This window comes from Roseiconus nitratireducens (genome assembly GCF_008629675.1).
GTDB lineage: Bacteria > Planctomycetota > Planctomycetia > Pirellulales > Pirellulaceae > Stieleria > Stieleria nitratireducens.
This window is the reverse complement of the sequence record NZ_VWOX01000006.1, coordinates 128,283-150,478: the sequence shown is the minus strand read 5'-3', so window position 1 is coordinate 150,478 and position 22,196 is coordinate 128,283. Positions and strand designations below refer to the sequence as shown.

Genomic DNA, 22,196 nt, shown 5'->3' with positions numbered 1-22,196 from the left:
ACCGCATTCTATCCCGGATTGCCGTCGCCGACCGACCACCGGGTAGGCGCGAGCTACAATTGACCAGCCAATCTTTGACCAGCACGCAAATTCCGCATGAAAATCACGACGATTCCGCAACTGTACCGTAATCTCCGCCGTTGGCGCGAGATTCTGGCAGTGCTGCGTCGCTACGGTCTGGCCGATTGGCTCAGCCAGCACCGCGGGCTGCCGTTTCGCGGGCTGTACAAAGATCATCGCGGCACGCCGCTGGCGGAGTACACGCGCGAACAACGCGTCCGCATGGCCCTGACCGATCTCGGCCCCACCTTCATCAAATTGGGGCAAATCCTGGCGGCCCGCCCCGACCTGGTCGGACCGGTTCTCAGCGAAGAGCTCAAGGGGCTCCGCGTCAACGTTCGACCCGACAGCATCGAAACGGTCCGCAAAACGCTGGCCAGCGAGTTTGGTGAAAACTACGAGGACGCGTTTCAAATGATCGACGCCGCGCCCTTGGCGACCGCATCGATCGGACAGGTCCACCGGGCCGTCCTCCGGGACGGTCGCCCGGTCGTCGTCAAAGTCTTGCGGGCGGGGATCGAGAAAACCGTTCGTCAGGACATCGAGGTCCTCAGCGGGCTCGCGATGTTGGCTTCGCGCGTCGAAGCGCTGGCCGCTTGGCGTCCGGTGGACGTCGTCCGCCAGTTGGCCCCGATCATCACCCGCGAGTTAGACTTCAGCCGCGAGCGGCAATCGCTGGAGTACTTTGCCGGATGGCTGAAACGGCGCGGCGATCAAGTCATCGTGCCCATCCCGGTGACTGAACTTTGCACCCGCCGTGTCCTGGTGATGGACGAACTCAAGGGCCGTTCGCTGGCAAGTTGCCTGAGAAGTCGTCGCCCGATGGATCATCAACACGGCCACCAACCCGATCGCAACGGTTCGGCCGAACGGGAGGCTCCGCAAGCAAGCCCCGCGGCGCGGTCCGGTGAAACAGCGCCTGGCGATGCGGGTGAACAACCTGTGGCGGCGTCCGAGACCACCTCACACCCGTCGCATCAGGGGAACGGCAAGCCCGATCACGGGACGTCCGCAGGCAACCGCGAATTGGCCGACATCGTGTTGGACGATGCGACCCGGACCCGGCTCAGTGAAATGATTGCCGACGTCTACGTCGCCATGATTTTTGACGAAGGTGTTTTTCACGCCGACCCGCATCCGGGAAACCTGTTTTGTCTGCGTGACGGCCGTCTGGGAATTCTGGATTTCGGCATGACCGGCCGAATCGATGAAAATCTGCGTGAAAACATCGAAGACATGTTGGTCGCCATCTCTAGCGGAGACCAAAACCGGCTGATCCGGCTGATCCGACGGGTCGGCGAAGCCCCCATGAGTCTGGACGAATCGGCCCTGGCCATCGACGTCGCCGACTTCATCGCCACCTACGGCCAGCAATCGATCAGCAACTTTGATCTGACCGGCGCGCTCAACGCATTGACGGAGGTCTTGCACCAGCACTCGATCAAATTGCCCAACCAGTCGGCGCTGTTGTTGAAAATGATGATCTCCTTGGAAGGGACGCTACGAGAACTGGGGGCCAGCTTCGACTCGTTGCAAGTGATTCAATCGCTGGCGAAGAAATCGACGATGCGGCGGCTGAGCCCCAAACGTCGGCTCCGCCAGGCTCGCCGAATCTACCTGGAAGCGGAAAGCTTTCTTGAATCGGCTCCCGACGAATTCATCTCACTGCTGCAGATGGTCCGCCGAGGCGAAACAAGCGTCACGTTGGAGCATCGACGCCTCGGCCCCTCGGTCAACCGACTGGTGTTGGGGCTGATGGCCAGCTCCGTGTTCGTCGGTTCGTCGCTGATGCTTGCCCACCAGGTGCCTCCCCGGCTCGGGTTGTCGCTGGGATTCGTCGACATCGAGCCCGTCAGCCTGATCGGACTGCTCGGCATCTTCGGCAGCATCTCCGTGATGCTGTGGCTGCTGTTGGCGATCGCTCGTAGCGGGCATCTGACCCGCAACAACGAAGACTGAATCGCCGGCCCACAGAAAATGGCTGCTCTCGTGCCGGGTCACTCCCCGATCAGTTCCCCGCGGTCCGGCTCCAACCCGCGGAGGACCTCATCCAGCTTGGCGTCCAGATCATCCAGCCGGCTCAAAACATCGTCCTGGCGACGCTCCAGTTCGTCCAACAGGCGGCCAGGCTCGGAAACGGCGTTGGCGATCGAGGCGGGGTGAGCGGTGTCCATCAGCAAGGCGGAAATCGAGAAAGTTGATGGAAGGCCTGACCACCGGTGCTTCCGAAGGACGGTGCATTCCGGAGGACGGCAAGCGACTGCAGCCCTTGAATCGGACGACGCGGCCCGCCGGGATCGTCGGGGGTCGGAACAAACGCGTCGCACCGGTCGCGCGGACTTTGGCGATTGCGGGGGCAGATCCGAAGGGGCAATCGACTCCGGCGTCTGAATCTGACCGCGTTTCTCAGCCGGGGCGATCCAATCAAGCCGGTGCAGCTTTGCTTCACCCTCCCTCCGGGAGGGTCGCGGAGGAGCCCTGCGACGACGCGGGGAGGGCACGTCCGGCGCGATTGATTTCAGCGGGTTCTTGAAGACACCCTCCCCAAAGGCTCGTACCTCGCCTTTGACCCACCCGGAGGTCGGGTGAATTTCAGCAAAGCACGTTGTTTCCTGGCTCGGAAAGCTGCACGACCTCCAAGCGGAAGTGTGACGTCGCGAAACGGTGGACGCATTGGAGATCGCCAGCGTGGCAACGCCCGGCTGGCGGGGGGGCAATCATTCCGATCGGAAATCGGCATCTTGCCCGCCATCCGCCGACCTGGACCGAGGCCCGCGGGTGGTCAGAAGAACGGGGAAACCCCGTCAAAACCTCGCAAACTGAAAAAGATGGCCGTTGCAGGACCCGTGTGTCGATCGTTACACTCCCGCGTCTTCCGGTTCACCCCGGCGACCGACCGATCGCCACGCTCTGGGGGTGCCGGCTGTGTTCACTCAACAATCAGAGGTCCAAACATGCAATTGGAGAAAAAATGGTCAAGTTGATGGTCCGTGACAGCGAAACGATTCAAGAGGCAGTTCGAAGGTTCCGTAAACTGGTTGAACGCAGCGGAATTAAAAAAGAAATGCGTCGCCGAGAGCACTATCAGAAACCGAGCGAGATCCGCCGTCGGCAAAAGATTCAAGCCGAGCGCCGTAACCGCCGCGCCCGTTTGCTGGGCCGCTAGCAGTCGCCCCCGCGGGGCTGACACCACCAAACGCCGGTCTGCACGCCATCTGCTCAGACCCATCGGTCACACAACGTCTTCAGCCACGTTCGGTCCGACGTGCGCTGACCCAGGCTGCCCCCGCGTCGCTGTCGCTCCGGGCCGCCCTATCCGCCAAATCCGCGGGCGTTTAGCTCAGTTGGCTAGAGCACCTCGTTTACACCGAGGGGGTCGGGGGTTCGAGTCCCTCAACGCCCACTTTTAAGTCGTTTAGTGACAAAGGTTTAGGTGGCCGCGTTTGCGGGCCACTATGCAGGATTTTCCTGGGCCACTACCCGGGCCAGCATTCTGTAATTTTTTTGTGCTGACGAGGGCCGAGCTGCCCCCATTCTTCCGCGAGTTTCTCTCGCCACTTGCTCTGGTACAGGCAAGCGCAATTGATTGTCGGACCTTTCGTCGACGAACCCTAACAGTACCCGAAGCTGAGGTTTGATTCGTGCTCTTTTGGTCCTCCGAGCCGGACACCACGGCCGGCAATCTCCTGGAGTTGGAGTTTCGTGAATGGCCACCACAGAGTGCGGCGAAACCTCGCCCCGAGAAACAGCCATGCCCTCCATTGCTCGTACAGCCGTCCCAGGTTTATCGCAGCCATCGCCAAGGAAATACCAGCGGGAAGCGATAAGCGATGTCGAATTGGCGCTGCGAAGCGACCGGAGCCGCGTTCAAGTGCTCAGCCTACCGACGGGGGCGGGGAAAACCCATGTCGCTCTTTCCGTAGCGACTCGATTCCTCAGCAAAGGCAAAAATCGGAGGGTGCTGTGGCTTGCCCACCGCTGGGAGTTGCTCACGCAGGTAGCAAACCGCCTCAAGTCCGATGTCCTGCTGGCGAACGAGATTGCAAGGATTGGCGGACGCCTCCGAGCGTTTCCTGAACGACACGACGCAAAGTTCGTGTTTTCCACAATTCAAACTTGGCACACCCGTCGGCAGAAAAGCTCTTGCAATTTTGCGTGGAAAAGAAACCGACTGCTTGTTGTGGTTGACGAGTGTCACTGGGCGGCCGCCACCACCCAGGGCCAAGTCTTGACGAAACAATTCTTGGGCAAGGCCTTCATGCTTGGGCTCTCGGCGACCCCACACCTGATTGAAGAGACGCACGCCGTCGCATACCAAAAGACCTTTGCCGATCTATGCCCTAAATATCTTGCCGTCCCGATCGTGCACGTTGTTCCTACGGGTGAATTTTGGAATCCGATCATCAAGGGCGAAGATGTTTCACTGCGGTCGCTGAGAGAACTGGGGAATCGGACCGAAAGAAACCGACTGATCGTAAAGACCTTCCTCGAGGGCCACCACGACGGCAGCTATACGCGGACGGTCATCTTTGCCTGCGATATTGCTCACGCGAACGAGCTAAACCGGAAACTATCTTGCCAAGGAGTCGAATGCCGAGCGGTACACTCGGCAATCCAGCACGAGCAAAATACGCAATCAGTCCAAGATTTCCGTAGAGGGAAGGTTCGCGTACTCGTCGCAGTTGGAATGTTGACCGAGGGAATGGATGTGCCTGAAATCGATACGATCTTCCTGACACGTCCGACGTCCAGCCTTACGCTGTTGGCTCAAATGATAGGCCGGGGAGCTCGTAAAACTTCTGGGAAAAGGCGATTTCAGGTGGTGGAATTCACCGATTCGGTGGGGCGCTTAGGAAAACGTCTGTTCCACTCGAATGATTATCTCTGCCACAAGTCGAGCGGATCGTCCCGAATGTTCCCCCGTGCCAATTGGCCTCGTCGGCACGGCGAATCGGAGGACGCGCCGAAGTTCGAATCTCTCTCGCTCGATAGCCTAGAAGGGATTCCTTTTGTACGAGACCAAACATTTGGCGTCGAAATGGAGATTTCGACACGTGATGGATCATGGAGGTCTCACCGTTGCTGGAGTAGAAACGCCGCCAGAATCATTGGGCGTCTTGAACAAGTAGCAAGTCTGCCCGTTCACGAATTCCCCCTCCAATATCATGAGAATAATGATCCAACTCTGTGGCGTGTTTGCCACGATGGGTCCTGCGGGTGGGAAGTTGTTTCTCCGATCCTTGAGAACGCGAGTGGTTTCGAGGAGCTCGTACGAGTAGCGACAGCGATCAATGCTTTTGTTCGGCAGTCACCAGCTCTTTGTGTCAACGCTCGTACTGGACTGCATGTCACGCTCGCCACGCGGCTGAACTTGCCAAAGCATCAGCGAGGTTTTCTAAGGAGGTTGTCGCGATTGGAAGCGGGACTTTACACACTAGTCGCTCCATCGCGGCTCTACCGGTGGGGCGATTCGTGGACGTACCGCAATCGATATCGCAATCTTTACTGCAAGCCGATTCGAGAATCCAAGGACAAAGCTCGCTGGGAGAATTATTCGAGAACTCACTCGGTGAATCTTCAGCGGATGGCGGATGGCGTCCAATTGCTAGAAGTCCGTATGCATCATGGTACGACGGATTACAAGAAGATCGTTACCTGGATCGCGCTGTGGATGCAGATCTTCAATCACTCGCGGTACGAATGGTCGGGCCCTCGCTGCAGCGATCGGGTCCTTGCCAACGGTAACCGACGCATTGCAAAAAGGCTCGCCCGTGCCGAAGACATCTTTGCCCTCCTTCGTAATGAGGGCATCACGCTACCAGCTGAGTTGCATCAGATGCTCTGGCAGCGACGAAAGCATTTGAAGAAGTCGTGGCTGCGGGCGGTTCCCAATCGGGTGAGGGCTTGGGAGCGTGCAGGTTGGTACGACCCGCCAGACTTACACAGGCATTCGATAACCTCAAACTGAGGAATTGCGACTCGGAGCTTCTGTAGGCGCTTTCAACATCGTTGGGGGGCCAAGTCCGTTTCCGTCGGTCGGCTGGACCAAGCATTTCTGCACATAAACCAATCCCAGCTCGATCGGTGCAGACGGGGTTCTGTCTGACTCCGAAGCGGGCTGCTTAACTCACCATTCTCTCATTCTCGCCTGCATTCCAGAGAAAGTCGACGTCTGCATTAGCAGACGATGAAGTTACATCGCCTTCTAACTCAGGTTTCAGTATGACCAAACCCATCAAAAAGCGATTGCCCAAGAGAAAAAAGCCGCGCAAGAAGAAGGCTGCAAAGAATGCAGGCACAAGGAAGATTTCCGATGCGGACTCTCCAAACGAGTCCGCTCAATCAGCTGCCATTCCGTCGATCCAAGAAGCAATCGCGAAGTTCCCGGAAGTCAAAGGAGTGTCGCCTGCATGTGCACTGCTCCCAGAAGTGACCGATGCTGCGCTACGTCGTCTTCGTCGATCGATTGAATTAGCGGGCCAGGTACGACCGATTGAACTGACTCCAGATGGTATGCTGCTCAACGGTCGGCACCGCCTACAAGTATGCCTGGTTGCCGACATCACTCCGAAGTTTACCACCGTCGAGTCCACAAACCTGCTGGCACACGTCCTGGCGGATGTTCAACAAAGGGAATGCAACGTCGCGACGCGGGCTTTCCTCGCCTTGAAGATTGAGGAAATAGCCAAATTATCTGTCCAAACACATCGAGAGGCCGGAGACAAAGTTGCCACACTGCTAAAAAGGGCAAAAGAACCCACCGCCATCAAGCTGGGCGATGGAATGCGATTAGATGTTCGCAAAGGCCAGACTATTCGCGACGCGTCGGCTGCATTTGTAGGCGCAACCAAATCAGCGATTAGAAGATTTGTGACTATCCGCAATGAGAACGAAGCGGCTGCGATGAGGGCTGTGCGTAATGAAGTGAAAATGGCAGATGTCGAACGGGAACTTGGCATCAAGAATGGTGATGCGATAATTCACATTCCGGGAAACGAAGACCTCCCAAGTGATCAGCCGTCAGTCGACGAAGAAGCGTCGAGCAGCTCCGATGTTTTGGCTGGCGAGAATGACGCTGTTGTAAACTCATCACCGGAGCCGGATGCCCACAGCCAACCGGTGACTAATCCGCCGAAAAAACAGAAGTCGTCAGCGATCAAGGCTGGAAAACCAGAGCAGCCGCAACCGGGGGCATCGTCGGAGCTTCCCGATGCAGCGAAGTCTACACTTAGCAACGGTGTCACCGAGTACGTCGATGGGGATCAATCGGCGTTTTTCGTCGAGCCCCGCCAAAACGGAGTTCCTGAATACGGTCTCCTGCTAGTCAACCAATCCTCGTATTCTTGGAAAACGTTCGAGACTTCGAACGATGCCCACAACGCGTTGCAAGAATTCTTCAGCTAACGCACACGCTACCTAGCTTGGCGTCGCGTGGTGACCGTGATTCCCGACTATCGCTGGGCAGATACGCCTATACCCGAAGTGTGCTGACCGAAGAATGCCGACCAGTCGGCATTCTTCGGTCGCTTGTTGTGTTCCGGTGCGGCGACCGAAAGCCGAGATCGGCGGGAGGTTGAGTTCAGCACCATTTGCTGGTACCCGAGAACCTCCCGAGACCCCTCGACAGTGTCTACGGGTCCTTGGGGGATACTGCGTCGAGTCGACCGTGAATTCAAGGAGCTGGCTCAGTCCGGCGGGCCATTCGGCAACGCCCAAGGTGAGAGCGTCCGTACCAACCAGTTCTGGGTCGATGTGGGATGCATGACGCTCGCCGTCTACGCATTCTGCCGACAGATTAGGGAAGAGCGTTGGTCAGAGGCAACGACGCCTCGGGCGGTCTCGCGTCGGCTGCTCCAGAACATCCATTTCCTACGCGATGTTCGCGGTACACTGATGGCGGCCTGCCGCCATCAGCCGGCATGCTCGCGCCTCGCAAATGCCCACACGACGCCGGAACTGGAAAGTATACTCCTGTGCATGTCCGAGGTAACTCAAATCCTTCAGCGTGCCGAAACGGGAGATCAGCGAGCGATTGAGCAGCTGCTTCCGGCGGTCTACGACGAGCTGCGTCGTCTTGCGGCGGCGAAGATGCAGAGCGAACGCGCTGATCACACGTTGCAACCGACCGAGCTGGTTCACGAGGCATATCTGCGATTGATTGGCTCGAACAATGGCCGACATTGGGAAGGAAGTCGCCATTTTTGTTGTGCTGCGGCCGAGGCGATGCGGCGGATTCTGATCGACCGCGCGCGGAACGGAAAACGCCTCAAGCGTGGCGGCGACCGACTGCCCGTCAATCTTGACGTGATCGATGTCGCGGTCGAAACCCCCGACCAGGAAATGATCGCACTCGATGACGCGATTGACCGACTTGCTCAGCAGTTTCCGGACTGCGCAGAACTCGTGAAACTGAGGTTTTTCGGCGGGTTCTCACTGCTTGATGCGGCCAGCGCACTTGGAATACCACAACGGACGGCGGAGCGGAAATGGGCATTCGCTCGCGCCTGGCTTTGCCGCGAACTCGCGTAATTTTTGCGAGTCCAAACTCGACATTTTTCGGATCGACACTGCGGCATTGCGTTCGCCGGGGTAGACGTCCACCGTAAAAATAGCAGGTTTTCTGGCGTGATTGTGGGGCCGACGGAGCATCTATTGGTGACACGTACTTCTCATCGTGAAAGCGGTTGTTATGAAGGTCCACGAATCTCACATCCAGACTCTATTCTTCGCCGCGCTTGACCGGCAAGCGGAAGGCGATCTGGATGGGTTTCTACGCCAGTTGGACGGCTCCGATCCCGAGATGGCGAATGAGGTTCGCTCTCTGCTGGAGGCACATGATCGGGCCGGTCGTTTCTTGGCAACCGATCCAAGACCGATTGATCTGACCAGCGACGCAGCGACACCAAAGCTAAGCGGCCGAACGATCGGCGGCTATCAAATCCAAGAACAGCTCGGCGAAGGCGGATTCGGTGTCGTGTATCGGGCGGAGCAAGAACATCCGATTCGCCGCCAAGTAGCACTGAAGCTCATCAAGCCGGGGATGGATTCCAAGCAAGTTCTGGACCGGTTTCGCGCTGAGCAAAAGGCTCTGTCGATGATGGACCACGACCACATCGCGAGGGTCCTGGACGCGGGGGTCGCCGAGAATGGACGGCCGTACTTCGTCATGGAACTCGTCGACGGAGTTCCAATCACGAAGTTTTCCTGTCAACGAAATCTTTCGACCGAAGAACGTCTCGAGCTGTTCGTCGAGGTTTGCCGCGCCGTTCATCACGCGCATCAGAAGGGAATCATTCATCGCGACATCAAACCATCGAACCTGTTGGTGACTCGCAAAGACGGCAAACCTTGTGTCAAAGTCATTGACTTCGGCATCGCGAAAGCCCTCGAAGGCGACTTGAGCGAGCAGACGATCTTCACGCAAACCGGACAGATCCTTGGAACTCCGATGTACATGAGCCCCGAGCAGGCTAAGTCACCGGCGGTCGATGTCGATACACGTTCCGACGTCTACTCGATGGGGATCGTGCTGTACGAACTGCTTTCGGGTTGCAAGCCGTTCGACGATCAGAATTTGAAGCACATCGGGCTAGCCGAGGCTCAACGGATCGTTTGTGAAACCGAACCTGCCAAACCGAGTGATCGTTTGAGCACAGTTCGCAATCAAAACCGGACCACGAAATCGGATCCCGCGCGCATCGACTTGCGAAAGCTCCGCAACACGCTGCGAGGTGACTTGGATTGGGTGGTGATGAAGGCGATCGATAAAGAACGCGAACGCCGTTACGGATCGGCATCTGAATTGGCAGACGACATCGATCGGCATTTGGCGGGCCAACCAGTAATGGCGTGCCCACCGTCAACGATTTATCGAACCCGCAAGCTGATCCGGAGACACCGAGTGGCATTGCTGGCCACGTCCTTTGTGGTTGCTTCGATGGTGGCAGGCACAGGATTCAGCATCTGGTATTCGTTTCAAGCCAAATCGGCACAACTACGTGCAGAAAAATCGGAAAGCCTCGCGAATCAAAAACACCGCCTGCTGGAAACCGAACAGCGCAAACTGAGAGAACAACAGGTTCTGCTCCGGCTTGAGAAAGACAAGCTGGCGCAGGCCCAGCAAATCTCAGAAGAAAACTACCAACTCGCGACCGATGCGGTGACAGAATTGATCGATCGTGTCGCCAATAACAAAGTGCTGGCCTACCCCGAATTGGCTGACTTTCGCGGAGAACTGCTGACATCTGCCGAAGAATTCTACTCACAACTGATCGCAAGGGATGCCCGAGACCACCAGCTGTTCCTGCTGCGTGCCCGTGTCCGTCGAAATCTCCACAAGTCCGCCGATGCGCTGGCGGATTTAAAGAACGCCGAGTCTCTCGCGCCGGACAGCAAAGCTGTTCACCGAGAACTTGCGGAATTCTATCGAATGGCATTCGACTATTGGTCGCGAAATCCCACGCTGGCTTTGAAGCACGCCAAGCGGCTTATTGAAATCGATTCAAACAGTCAAGCGGGTTGGTATACGCTTGCGTGGATTCATCGAGACGGGGGCGAGACGGATCAAGCCGTCGAAGCGATGAAGCATGCGGCCGAATTGAGCGATGACCCCTATCAACGAGCAACGCGTCTCGGCATTGCGTTGTTTTGGGAGGGAAAATTCTCCGAAGCGGCGACGCAGTATCAACAAGCACAGCCGGATGGCAAGATGCATCTGTTGAATCGCTTAGGTGAATGTTACTACGAAATGGGAGAGCTTGAACGAGCTGTCGAAATATTCTCGAAAAGCATTCAGGTTAACGCGTTTCATGCCGTTGCACCTGCCGGTCGTGCAGCCGCGAAACTGAAACTAGGCCGACACCTGGATGCGGCCGACGACTGGGAACTGGCGTACGATATCGACCCGAACGACTTCTGGTACCTGCCCAAAATCCGTGACGCACTTTTAAAGGCTGACACACACCAGCGAGCCATCGAGTTTCTCGATCGGCGAACTGGTAAAGCTGAAGTGGATAAAGGCCTCATGGATCGAGCGACCGCTGATCGGATTCGGTCAATCGGAGTTCCTGAGCTCTCACACGCGGCGGACCGCCTCGTTGATCGCATCATCGAGCACCATCGTGATCAAGGGGAGTTCAGCCGTTTGAAGGATTATTTATGTCGAGTGCTCGGCGAGCCCGAGCGGGCACTGAGCGTTTTTAAAGACTTGATCGAAGAGGACGGATATCAAGCGAGCGCCGAACTGTTCGGTTATCGCGGTGTAATCAAGCACTCGTACCTAAAACAACCAGAAGGTGCCGTACCCGACTTTGAAAAAGCAATCGAGATCCAGCCAGACGCGGCACACCCCCATGGTCGTCTCGCCCTTGCCCTCATGGATCTCCACCAACCCGAGCGAGCCTTCGCCGAAGCTAGCCGCGCAATCGAGTTGTACCATCCCGACACGCCTCACTGGCTTTGGCAACTCCTTGCGATGGCTGCGGGAAAGAACGGCGATTATCGTTCCGCGTTATCGATTGCAATGAAGTTTGGCGAAGGCAAAGTCAACCGAGACGATGGATGGGCGTTTCTGCGGATATTGCAGGCGCTTGCGGGCGAAGACGAGGCGTACCGAAAGTCTTGCAAAGGAATTCTTACCCGGTGGGGCAAAGAAAGTGGCTTGAGCCCAAAACATATTGATGTTTTTACCCTGACCCTGCTTCCCGGGGCGATCGCTGATTACGAAGACGCCATCGCAGAGGCACGGTCGTTGGTCAATACAGAGCCTGGGAATCCGGTTTTCATCCAAGTTCTCGGCGCCATGATGCTCCGGGCTGGACTCTACCAGGAAGCAGAGGACCTTTTAAGAGAAGCGACCCAGCTTCACGCGCAAACTTCAATCGATGCTCCGTACGGCTACTTCTTGCTGGCGATCACGCATTGCCGACTTGGGCAGCGTGAAAAGGCAAAAGAGTCGCTGGCCGCTGGTGATGAAGCGACCCAACGTTTGCGTGAAGTCGATCATTCGGCGGATACTGCTTCGGTACTCAACACGTGGTTCATGTCCGGTGTGACGGATCAGTGTCGCGAGGAGGCGGAGAAAGAGTTTCGATCACGCTTTGGATCGTCGTCGGAGAGCGATCAGAAAACGACCGTCGCGAATGTCGAGGCTTCCTGACGAAACGACCAACACAGAACAGAAACCCGACCGGTGAGCTGACGCCTGGCAGCAACCTCTCACCGGCCGGAGGAGACCCCGCGGCGAACGGTCTGCACGCCGGGGATCGGTCCTTCATGGTACCAGCAGGCCAAGTCACCATGGAGACGCATTATGCGAATCACCTTCGAGTCTCGAGTTTATCGATTCCTGCCGTCCAATTGCCTGCTGTCGACAACAGGTTCAACGCCGCACCCCGCCAGGCACTGGTGACATACATCGCCCAACTCATGAAGCGGTGCCGTCCTTCACGCATCTGTAAAGACCTGAGTCAACTATTATGCAACGCCGACCTGACTACTCGCGGCGCGCACGACGCGCGTTGTTCGAGCAACTTGAGCAACGGCATCTTTTGGCTTCGACACCTTTCGGCACCAACCCGCTCCAGCCCTTGGACGTTTCTCGGGACGGAACGGTGTCACCGCTCGACGCTTTGCGCGTTATCAATGCTTTGGCGCGAGATGTAGATGGTGATGCCATCGCCGACCCATCAGACAACGTCGGAAACTTCATCGATGTGACGGGTGACGGTGACGGGACCCCGCTTGATGCACTACGGGTCATCAATGCTTTGGGAAGTGGTCAACCCATCATTGCTGCGACACTTGTTAACGATTCTGCACCCGCCGGAGATGACAGCCTCGCGTTTGACCTTCGCACCAACAATTACGCTTTCAAGTTGAATGTGAGCGCTGGAGAGTTAGGGAATTCGGCAGTCGAACTCGCAATCGGTGCGGCATCGTCAGTGCCCGTCGACATTACCCACCAATTTGACGAAGGAAAAACAACCATCTCAGAAGAGCAAATCGATGAACTATTCGGCGGACCACTCCCGGACGGCGTTCATCGCTTTGAAGTGAGGTTGATCCCGGGCAACAGCAGTATCGCGTTCGAATTGACGGTCGATCGCGCGGCTCCGAACCTGTCGCTATTGACACCGATCGAAGGTGGCGAACATAGCTCGACAGCTAGAATCGTCGGTTCGATTGATGATGACAATACTGGTGGACCGGTTACGGTGGGATTAGACGACCAGACTCCGATGATACTGACAGTCGATGCAGCGGGGCGACTTGACCAGTCCCTCGCCGCAGATATCACGCCAGGATCGCACCGAGTCGTTATCGAGGCGACCGATGCTGTCGGCAACACATCGATTCATCAAGTTGACTTCAACGTTTCGGATGCGTTCTTGATTGGAAGCGAAATCACCGCCGGATGGGGCGCTCGAACTTCTGATCTACTTCGTCTGGCGGAGAGAGACAGCTTCGTCGTTGAAACAGGAGTACCGATTGACGTGGGGGCCGTTGGCGAGCGGACTCTAAGCTTCGACGTGCTACCTCAATTCGATACAAGCGACGCTGAATCAATTCTGGATGACCAGTTTGTTGTCTACCTGGTCGATCCCGCCGAGCCGACACGAACGCTGCTCGATGGGGGCGAGCCGGGGACACCGCTATTCGTGCTGGATGCTCGAGGACGGTCAGATTATCCGCCCGGTCTCGTTCGCTTCAATGGAATACGCGTCGAAGTCGACTTGAGCCGACTGCCGATAGGTGAGGGTTTGCTTCGCTTTCAATTGATCGGTGCCGACCAGGACAATGGAAGCATTGTGCAGGTGAGTAACGTTGCAAACGTAGTCGACCCAGAAGGCACGCCCCCGCCTCAATTTCCTCGACACGTCCAACGCACCACGCCAGGGGACGGAGTGAACTTCGGCGAACTGAGCCGAGACGAAAATATCGACATCGTGCTAGGCAGCCCAACGCTCGACACCTCCACGGGCAAGTATTCTGCCGATCTTCTTCTTCGCAGCGATCAAGACATCTCAAGCCGCGACGTGGCAGTTGTCTTCACCAATCTGCCCGAAGGTGTACAGCTTGAAGACGTGAACGGCTTCGATAGTGAAAGCAACCCGTACATCACCTTCAAGAATGAAATTGGTCGCGGCGGACTGGCAGCCGGCAGTTTGTCGGCACCAGTACGAGTCAGATTTGATAATCCTGATCTGCTACGCATGCCCATCGAAGCGACAGCCTTCGTAGGTCAACCGAATGAACCGCCAACATTCGACGCGATTGAATCCATCAGCATCATTCCGGGCGATGTTGTGTCAGTGGGGCTGGCCGCAACGGACCCCGACGGCGATCCAGTCACGTTTGGCTTGAGACCTGCCGATAAGATGCCAACGACGACGTTGCGTCCCGAAGGCACGTTGATCGTTGCTCCAAGCCCCGACCAGATCGGCACCTATGAATTCACCGTTGTTGCAAGCGACGGCGCGCTCCAGGCACAGCAAACGGTCAGTGTCACGGTCACGGCTGACCCATTGACCACCACTCGCGTCAGGGGCCGTGTGCTCGATGTTGATGGCTCACCGCTGGAAGGGATGCTGGTAGAACTCGGAGCAGTGCAGGGGCTGACCAATAGCAATGGTGGATTCACGCTCGACCTCGGTTCCGGGCCGATGGTCAGCGACACGCTGCGTATTCGCGGCGACACGTTCCTTGGCGATGACACCTACCCGTTCATCGCTGAGAAACTGCCGTTGGTATTGGATCACAAAGTCTTCGCAGGCGCCTTGAACACTATCCACCGGCCAATCTATCTGCCCAAGTTGGACGTCGCGGGTGGAACGGCTATCGATCCAGCCGCCAACACCACAGTCACCCAGGAAATTGCCCCCGGCGAAACGGCCACCGTGTCGGTTGCGGCGAGTAGTTTGATGAACCAACAGGGGACCCCTTTTGAGGGTGTGCTCAGCATCACCGAAGTGCCACCCGACCTAACCCCTGCAGCGCTTCCTGAGAACCTGATCCCGGATGCCGTGGTGACCATTCAGCCAGGCGAAATGGTTTTCGCGACCCCGGCGCCCTTAACACTGCCCAATCGGTCTGATTGGCCGCCAGGCACGGAAATGAACCTATGGTCCATCAATCCGGTGACAGGCGAATTTGAGATCGTCGGCGAGATGGTTGTAAGCTCTGATGGCGCGAACATTGAAACGATCACGGGAGGTATTCGACATAGTAGTTGGCACTTTACTGCGCCACCTCCAGCCCCGAGTCCTGATCCGGATCCGGGGGCTGGCCCTGACGATGGATGCCCCGTTGGCAATCCTGACGGACAGGGACCTAACGGCGGAGGACCACCACCAGGTACAACGCCGCCACCCGGAACAACGCCACCCGGAACAACGCCACCCGGAACAACGCCACCCGGAACAACGCCACCCGGAGCAACGCCACCCGGAGCAACGCCACCCGGAGCAACGCCACCCGGAGCAACGCCACCAGGTACACCACCGCCAGGTTCTCCTTCGCCGCCAGGACAATGCCAGCCTTTTACGTCGACCGTCAACTTATTGACGGGTGCGGTGACCGAAACGCATGGATTGGTGGGCTACCGATCTCAGGAGACGAATCGTAGCCTGACGCTCGTCTACGACTCGCTCGAAGCGGATCCCCGCCCGATCGTTCCGTTTGGCTATGACAACGCCCCCACGGGCGGTCGCGCTGGGATGTATGGCTCGGTAACGATCACCGATGGAACAAGTCGAGAATCCGTTCGTGGAATCTGGAGAACCACGACCGGCGACGCCAATGGTGCAATTCAGCTTGACCTGAGGGAATGGCCTTCCGGACAGCTTCCTTACACGTTGAGCATCGGCCTTGGCCAACTCGCAGACCCGGACCAGATCGTTCGGCCTTTCATAGGAACCACCGAGTCGTTTGGTCGCTCGCTTGCGCACGTCAATCGCATCAACAGCCCGTTCGGAGCAGGCTGGACGCTTTCGGGTCTGCAGGAGATCGTCGAGAGCGTTGACGGATCGGCTTTACTCATTAACGGCAACAACACGGTTTCCCTGTTTTCCGCGCCCGAGGCAGAGGGTGAACCTTATCGTTCCCCTCCGGGTGACTTCTCCACGCTAACCAAGAACACATCAGGGCATTTCGTCCGAACCTTTCCCGACCAGTCCGTGGCTCGATTCAACGCGGAGCATCTGATCGAGGAGTTTGAGGACCGTCAGGGACGCATTTCCAGATATGACTACGACTCAGAGGGACGGTTGACCGTGATCACGGATCCGGTCGGTCTCCAAACGACGATCGTCTACGAGGCCGGCAGGGTCACGATTACTGATCCGGCTAGTCGGGTTACCGAATTGCTTTTGGACGACCGAGGCAACCTGGTCCGAATCATCGATCCCGATCAATCGAGCCGTCAATTCGAGTACGACCGCAATCATCTGATGGTCGGCGAAATTGACCAACGGGGAAATTCGGAATCAACGTTCTACGATCAATACGGGCGTGCCACACAGGCGATCCGCAAAGATGGGAGCGTGCGACGCATTAATCCAGCGCAGACGCAGGTCGCGATCAGTCAGGGAGAGTCGAGCTACATTGATTTTCGCTCTCTGCCACCGAAGTTTGTTCCGTTGAACGCGACCGTTCGAACGTCGGTTGCGAGTCAATATGTCGATGCCAATGGAAATGTCGAGCACGCTGACCTGAATCCAGTTGGGTTACCGACTCAAGTCAAGGATGCCGTAGGGAACGCCGTTAGCGTGACCTACAACGACGACAACTTGCCACTCAAGGTCACAAACGGTCGAGGGTTCGCAACAGAATTCACGTACGATGAATTCGGCAATCTGATCACCGCAGCTGATACTTACGGAGGATTGAATGGTGGTGCCGAGTTCTACGATCGTGTGATTACCGGTCCAAGTCGTTCACTACCGGGCGACGACAGAACTCTCGCGGCGGTCGGAGACATCAATCTCGATGGGAAGGACGACGTTGTATCGGCCTATTCCGTAGGCAACTTGGACATGAGAATCAACGTCTACCTGGGTCTCGGAGGCGGGCTATTCTCCGAACCGAGAAGTTTCTCAACCACCGGCTACACGGATCATCTCGAGCTAGGTGATTTTAACAACGACGGTGATCTCGATTTGCTGGTCGTCGACGCTCAAATCCCGACTTCGAAGCTGCAATTCTTCCGTGGATTCGGGGATGGCACGTTTCGAGAAGAATCGATCATAACGGCCTCATATAAGATTGAGCACAACCTTGGGCTGCAACTCGGCGACGTCAATTCTGACGGCAACCTCGATGTGGTGTACCGCGGCGAAAATGATAACAGTGGTCGGACGGTACTAGTCTCGTTGTTGGGTGATGGTTCCTTTGGAGTGGCAGTGGCCTCGGAAACGGAACTGCCAAGAGGAAGCAACGCCGATTCCCGAAATAGCGTCCAATTGGCTGATTACGACAATGATGGTGACCTCGACGTCGCGGTCGCCTTGGGTGGGGGTGGTTCAAATAAAGTCGGCGACCCACGGTTTAGTGCCGGAATTGCCTTACTCAAGAATGATTCCCAAGGAGTATTCGAGGATGTCGGGACGATCGATGTCGGTGTGATCGGTGAGTGGACGGGATCGTCTGACAACCCGCACGGAATTCCCAACCTTCGTTTCGGCGATTTGAACGCTGACGGATGGACCGACATCATCGCCGCGGGTTCATCATCGCGTGGAATCTATACGATCCTGAACGACGGGCACGGGGGATTCTTGAACCCTGTTCACACGGCTACACCGCAACAGTTCCAAAATCTGCCGCTCTTTCCGACATCTCTAGAATTGTTGGACGCCGATCAAGACGGCAGCCTCGACGTGCTCGTGATCGCCGCGAGAGTTTCGACCGACGGACGATATGAAGGCACTGGCAAACGGATTCTTACTCTCTTCGGAAACGGTGATGGAACGTATGGTGCGAGCCAGCCTTCGGTAGACACGTTCGTACGGCACTACGAGTCGGCACTCATCGGATTGGCGCCTCTCGAAGTGCCTGGAGTGGTCGTGTCAGGCGTTGGCAGAGAGATGGCCTTCGAAATAGTTCCGATCGTTCCCGCCGGCCAATCTGTCTCGTATATCCCGCCGACCACAGCGATTCCCGACTTAGTCGATTCGGTGATTACCGACCTCGACCAAGATGGCCAGCTTGATTTGGTTTCACTTGAATTGGAATCTTATAGCTATCGAGACGGGACATTCGCTATCGAAATCTGGACTCAGCCCCTGATCGACCTCAACGCATCACGAATCTTAGTCCAGCGAATCGAATCGACCGTTTCCGGTTTCTTAGGCTCGCGGCTGCGATTGTTCGTCGATGATTTCGACAGCGATGGCAACGATGACTTGATCGCGGCCGTGGAAGACAACCAGATTTTCGCACTCTGGTCGACAGAAACAGCGGGACTCTTCGAGACTGCAGTTCCAGTCCATGCCGCATTCGATGAGGTTGCAGACCCGGTGGACTTTGATCGAGACGGCGACCTAGATTTCGTCCTCTATCGTCAACGTCCAGGGCAGGTGATGCTTCTCAAGAACGACGGAAACGGGAATTTTCAATCGTCTGTCTTGCGAGATTATCGGGAAGAAGATTTGATCTACGATATCCGAGACCTGGCGGTCGGGGACTTCAACGGCGATGCAATTCAGGACATCGTGACAGTTTATGAAATCGATGACTCAGAAGGTCGTCCGGTTGCACAAGGTTACGTCGACTTATTGCTCGGCGCCGGGGACGGTACCCTGTCTCCTGATACAGATCCATTCCAACCATATCCCACACAACAAACCGTTTACTGGTCCGTCGAGTTGGCAAATCTCGATTCAGATCCCGACGAGGAACTGATTCTAAGTTCTGCGGGGATCCGCACGAACACGTTGCGAGTCTGGGATTGGAACCAGGGTGAGCGGAGTGGATCGCCCAGTTTCACATACAGCGTTGCACCAAGCGATAAACGCAATGTTTTCGGCGGTGAAGTCGAAGCTCGAGACATCAATTGGGATGGCAACCTAGATCTGTTAATCGGGCGTTACGGCGAAATCGCTTACTTGCTGAGCGATGGCCAAGGCAATCTTTCACCGATCACTTACTTGGAGGTCACACAAGCGAACGGCCTCACAAGCGTTGGACTTCACGTGGTGGATGCTATTGGTGACCCACAGCCTGACATCTTGTTCTCGTACGACGGCCGACTCACCATTCTTGAGAATTTCGCGTACACCGTTTCTGGTGCTCCGCCGGAGACCCAGTATGACCCTAAGTTCAACTTGGTTGAATCGCATATCGATGAACTGGGGCGGCAGACATTTTACGTTCGCGACGAGGAAAATGGAAATCTGCTGCATACGATTCGCGTGGTTGGTGATCGCGATCCGTCGCTTGATGAAGGCGACGATGTGGTCAGCTCGTATACGTACACCGCTAGCGGGATGCTGGCTTCGATCATTGATCCGCTCGATCGGGTTACGGAATTTGATTACGACAATCTCGATCGACTCGTATCGACCACTTACGCAGTCGGAACGCTGGACGAAGCGACTGTCCGATACGCCTACGACATGTCGACCGTTGCTGGAAAAGCGGGCCTTGTCACGTCGATGACCGACCAGCGTGGCTATGTCACGCATTACGAATACGACACCATGAATCGACTGGTCCGGCTGATTGAGCCCGATCTCGATGGCCCCGGCGGCCCGCTCGCTTCACCGACTTATCGCTTCGATTATGACGCGGCGGGAAATTTGACAGAATTGACCGACGCAGAGGACGTGACGACGGCGATCGCGTACGACGTCCTCGATCGTCCAGTCGAGATTACCGATCCCTCGGGCACCGTCCAGCAGCGATACGATCGGGCTGGCAATCTCATCGCGTTCATCGACCAGCTCGGACACACGACGGAGTACCTCTACGACGAACGCGATCGCCTGCGACGGATGATCGATGCGGACGGAGGAGAAACCCGATACGAATATGACATTGATAACAATCTCACCGTACTCACAGATCCGGTCGGTAATCGAACGCGATTCTATTATGACGGGAGAAATCGCCTGACCCGCGAAGTGGATCCGCTCGGTAATTCGATCCGCTACCAGTACGATGCGGCCAACAACCTGATTGCCAAGACCGATCGCAACGGCCGCCTAACGGAGTACGGTTACGATGATCTGTACCGACTGGCCACCGAAACCTGGATCGATGAAGACCAGTCAACCGCGAATATGGTCGAGTATGCCTACGACGCAGCGGGCCGTCTGCTCTCGGTTGACGACGTGTTCAGCTCGCTTGCGTTTGTGTATGACAATCAGAATCGCATCACGGAAGTGGACAATGCCGGAACACCCTTCGTTCCCAACGTGGTGATTGAGTATTCCTACGACGCCATTGGCAACGTCGTCTCAGCGACCGACACGATTGATGGAACTTTGGGAGCAACCACTGAGTATGTTTTCGATGCTCTCAATCGCAATACGCGGATCTCTCAGTCGGGCACCGACGTAACGGAAAAGCGCGCCGACCTGGCCTACAACCAGCTCGGCCAATTCACATCGATTGACCGCTACTCGGATCTTGCCGGCACACAGCTCGTCGTGGGCACCGCTTACAGCTACGACGCCCTGAACCGGCTGACGGACTTGAGGCACACAAACTCAACGGGCGCAGACGTCGCTTTCTACGAGCTCCGCTTTGACGCAGCCAGCCGAATCACGGCAATCACCGACATCGACGGAAGGACCGACTACAGCTATGACAATCGCGGGCAACTGATCGAAGCCGACCACGCGGATGTCGACCAGCCGGACGAGTCGTACGTCTATGATGCCAACGGCAACCGCCTGTCTTCCCACTTGCACGGTTCTGGTTACGTAACCGGCCCGGGCAACCGGCTTCTATCCGACGGCGAGTTTGATTACACGTACGACTATGAAGGGAACATGCTGCGTCGCACCAGCATCGCCAGCGGCGAGATTCGCGAGTTCGAGTGGGATCACCGCAACCGGTTAGCGGCGATCAGCGACTTCGCCGCCGACGGCTCACCGATTCAGCGGATCGAGTTCACCTACGACGCATTCGGCCGTCGCATCTCCAAAGCGGTTGACCAAGATCCCACCGACGCGCTCGACGCGGTGATGACGCACTTCGCCTACGACCGCGAAGACGTGCTGCTGGACTTCACGGACACCGACGGCAGCGGCCCCGCCGAACCGCAATTGGTACAACGCTACCTACACGGCCCCGGCATCGACCAGATTTTCGCCCAGGCAGATGGTGACGGCAACGTTCAATGGCTGCTGACCGACCAGCTAAGCACCGTCCGTGATCTTGTCAATAAAGAAGGCGAATTTGTTAATCACATTAAGTACGACTCCTTCGGCAATATCACTCAACAGAGCTTCGAGGGGGTAAACAGCCGCTACCGGTTCCAGTCACGGGAGTTTGATTCTGAGACGGCGACGTACTTCTTTCGGGCACGTCACTACGATTCGAGAACAGGCCGATTCGTAAGCAAGGATCCGATTGGGTATCGATCGGGGGAACTTAATCTCCATAGGTTTGTTGGGAACTCTGTTACTCTGTTAACAGATCCCTTCGGGCTGTCCCCGAGTATCCAAGACATAACGTATGGAGATCCGGTTCTTGATTATAGCTGGAGTGCTTTCGGAAGCATTGGACCTTTCGGAGTCAATGCGGGTCCAAAGGGGGAGTTCACAGGCTCCGTCACAGTCCCCATTGGAGGTCCTGCAAATATTTCTGTCACCAGTGACGGAAAGATTCAACCAGGTATTGGCTTTCAATGTGGTCTTCCAGTGAATACAGGCATTTTCAGTCCACCCGGTATCGTCGCTGGCATCAATACAACATTGAATTCTGGCACTGCGATTGACTTAGGTGCGTACGCCCAAGCAAACGGACTCATCATGAGCGTTGGCGGCGAAATTCGAGTTACAGAAGGACCTGGGCTAAATCGTATCTACGAATACCTTGAGTCTTGGGTCGCGTACGTTGTTTCTCGAGGACGCTTTTATTGAGACCGGAAAACGTATCAGCACGCTTTTCGGATTGAAATGAGTAGTTGC

At 56.5% G+C, this 22,196-nt stretch carries 8 protein-coding genes, 1 tRNA gene and 1 pseudogene; 9 read left to right on the top strand and 1 reads right to left on the bottom strand.

From position 1 onward, the window contains the following. Positions 1 to 96 precede the first annotated feature (96 nt). Entirely contained in the window at positions 97 to 2,019 is a 1,923-nt protein-coding gene (locus FYK55_RS12400; protein WP_150076742.1) for an ABC1 kinase family protein, read from the top strand. A gap of 38 nt (positions 2,020 to 2,057) precedes the next feature. On the opposite strand, the gene FYK55_RS29480 is transcribed toward FYK55_RS12400, so the two are convergent. Then, entirely contained in the window at positions 2,058 to 2,234 is a 177-nt protein-coding gene (locus FYK55_RS29480) for a hypothetical protein (protein ID WP_201743700.1), read from the bottom strand. Positions 2,235 to 3,031: 797 nt separating this feature from the next. Here FYK55_RS29480 and rpsU point away from each other — a divergent pair. The 8 genes and pseudogenes from rpsU to FYK55_RS12365 all read left to right on the top strand — a co-directional run bounded on the left by rpsU (position 3,032) and on the right by FYK55_RS12365 (position 22,148). Continuing rightward, positions 3,032 to 3,226 (top strand): 30S ribosomal protein S21, encoded by a 195-nt coding sequence (rpsU, locus tag FYK55_RS12395; RefSeq protein ID WP_150076741.1) that lies wholly within the window; start codon positions 3,032 to 3,034, stop codon positions 3,224 to 3,226. 163 nt (positions 3,227 to 3,389) lie between these two features. Next, positions 3,390 to 3,463: transfer RNA gene (locus tag FYK55_RS12390), tRNA-Val, on the top strand. 303 nt (positions 3,464 to 3,766) lie between these two features. Next, the gene (locus FYK55_RS12385) at positions 3,767 to 6,028 is read left to right on the top strand and encodes a DEAD/DEAH box helicase family protein (protein WP_150076740.1); all 2,262 of its coding nucleotides are present in this window, start codon (positions 3,767 to 3,769) and stop codon (positions 6,026 to 6,028) included. 254 nt (positions 6,029 to 6,282) lie between these two features. Beyond that, on the top strand, positions 6,283 to 7,464 hold the full coding sequence (locus FYK55_RS12380; RefSeq protein WP_150076739.1) for a hypothetical protein: 1,182 nt from the start codon (positions 6,283 to 6,285) through the stop codon (positions 7,462 to 7,464). Positions 7,465 to 8,037: 573 nt separating this feature from the next. Then, complete coding sequence (locus FYK55_RS12375) at positions 8,038 to 8,589, top strand: sigma-70 family RNA polymerase sigma factor (protein ID WP_150076738.1); 552 nt, start codon at positions 8,038 to 8,040, stop codon at positions 8,587 to 8,589. Positions 8,590 to 8,749: 160 nt separating this feature from the next. Next, positions 8,750 to 9,607 (top strand): annotated as a pseudogene (locus FYK55_RS30100) (serine/threonine protein kinase); the annotation flags it as partial. A 204-nt stretch (positions 9,608 to 9,811) separates the two neighbouring features. Beyond that, positions 9,812 to 12,217, top strand: coding sequence for a tetratricopeptide repeat protein (locus FYK55_RS12370; RefSeq protein ID WP_235908640.1), 2,406 nt, complete (start codon positions 9,812 to 9,814; stop codon positions 12,215 to 12,217). 361 nt (positions 12,218 to 12,578) lie between these two features. Next, entirely contained in the window at positions 12,579 to 22,148 is a 9,570-nt protein-coding gene (locus FYK55_RS12365) for an FG-GAP-like repeat-containing protein (protein ID WP_150076736.1), read from the top strand. Positions 22,149 to 22,196: the final 48 nt, after the last annotated feature.

Excerpts from the sequence above, each read along its gene's own strand:
- FYK55_RS12400 (WP_150076742.1), top strand. The coding sequence starts at position 97 with ATGAAAATCACGACGATTCCGCAACTGTACCGTAATCTCCGCCGTTGG.
- FYK55_RS29480 (WP_201743700.1), bottom strand. The coding sequence starts at position 2,234 with ATGGACACCGCTCACCCCGCCTCGATCGCCAACGCCGTTTCCGAGCCT.
- rpsU (WP_150076741.1), top strand. The coding sequence starts at position 3,032 with ATGGTCAAGTTGATGGTCCGTGACAGCGAAACGATTCAAGAGGCAGTT.
- FYK55_RS12385 (WP_150076740.1), top strand. The coding sequence starts at position 3,767 with ATGGCCACCACAGAGTGCGGCGAAACCTCGCCCCGAGAAACAGCCATG.
- FYK55_RS12380 (WP_150076739.1), top strand. The coding sequence starts at position 6,283 with ATGACCAAACCCATCAAAAAGCGATTGCCCAAGAGAAAAAAGCCGCGC.
- FYK55_RS12375 (WP_150076738.1), top strand. The coding sequence starts at position 8,038 with ATGTCCGAGGTAACTCAAATCCTTCAGCGTGCCGAAACGGGAGATCAG.
- FYK55_RS12370 (WP_235908640.1), top strand. The coding sequence starts at position 9,812 with ATGAAGGCGATCGATAAAGAACGCGAACGCCGTTACGGATCGGCATCT.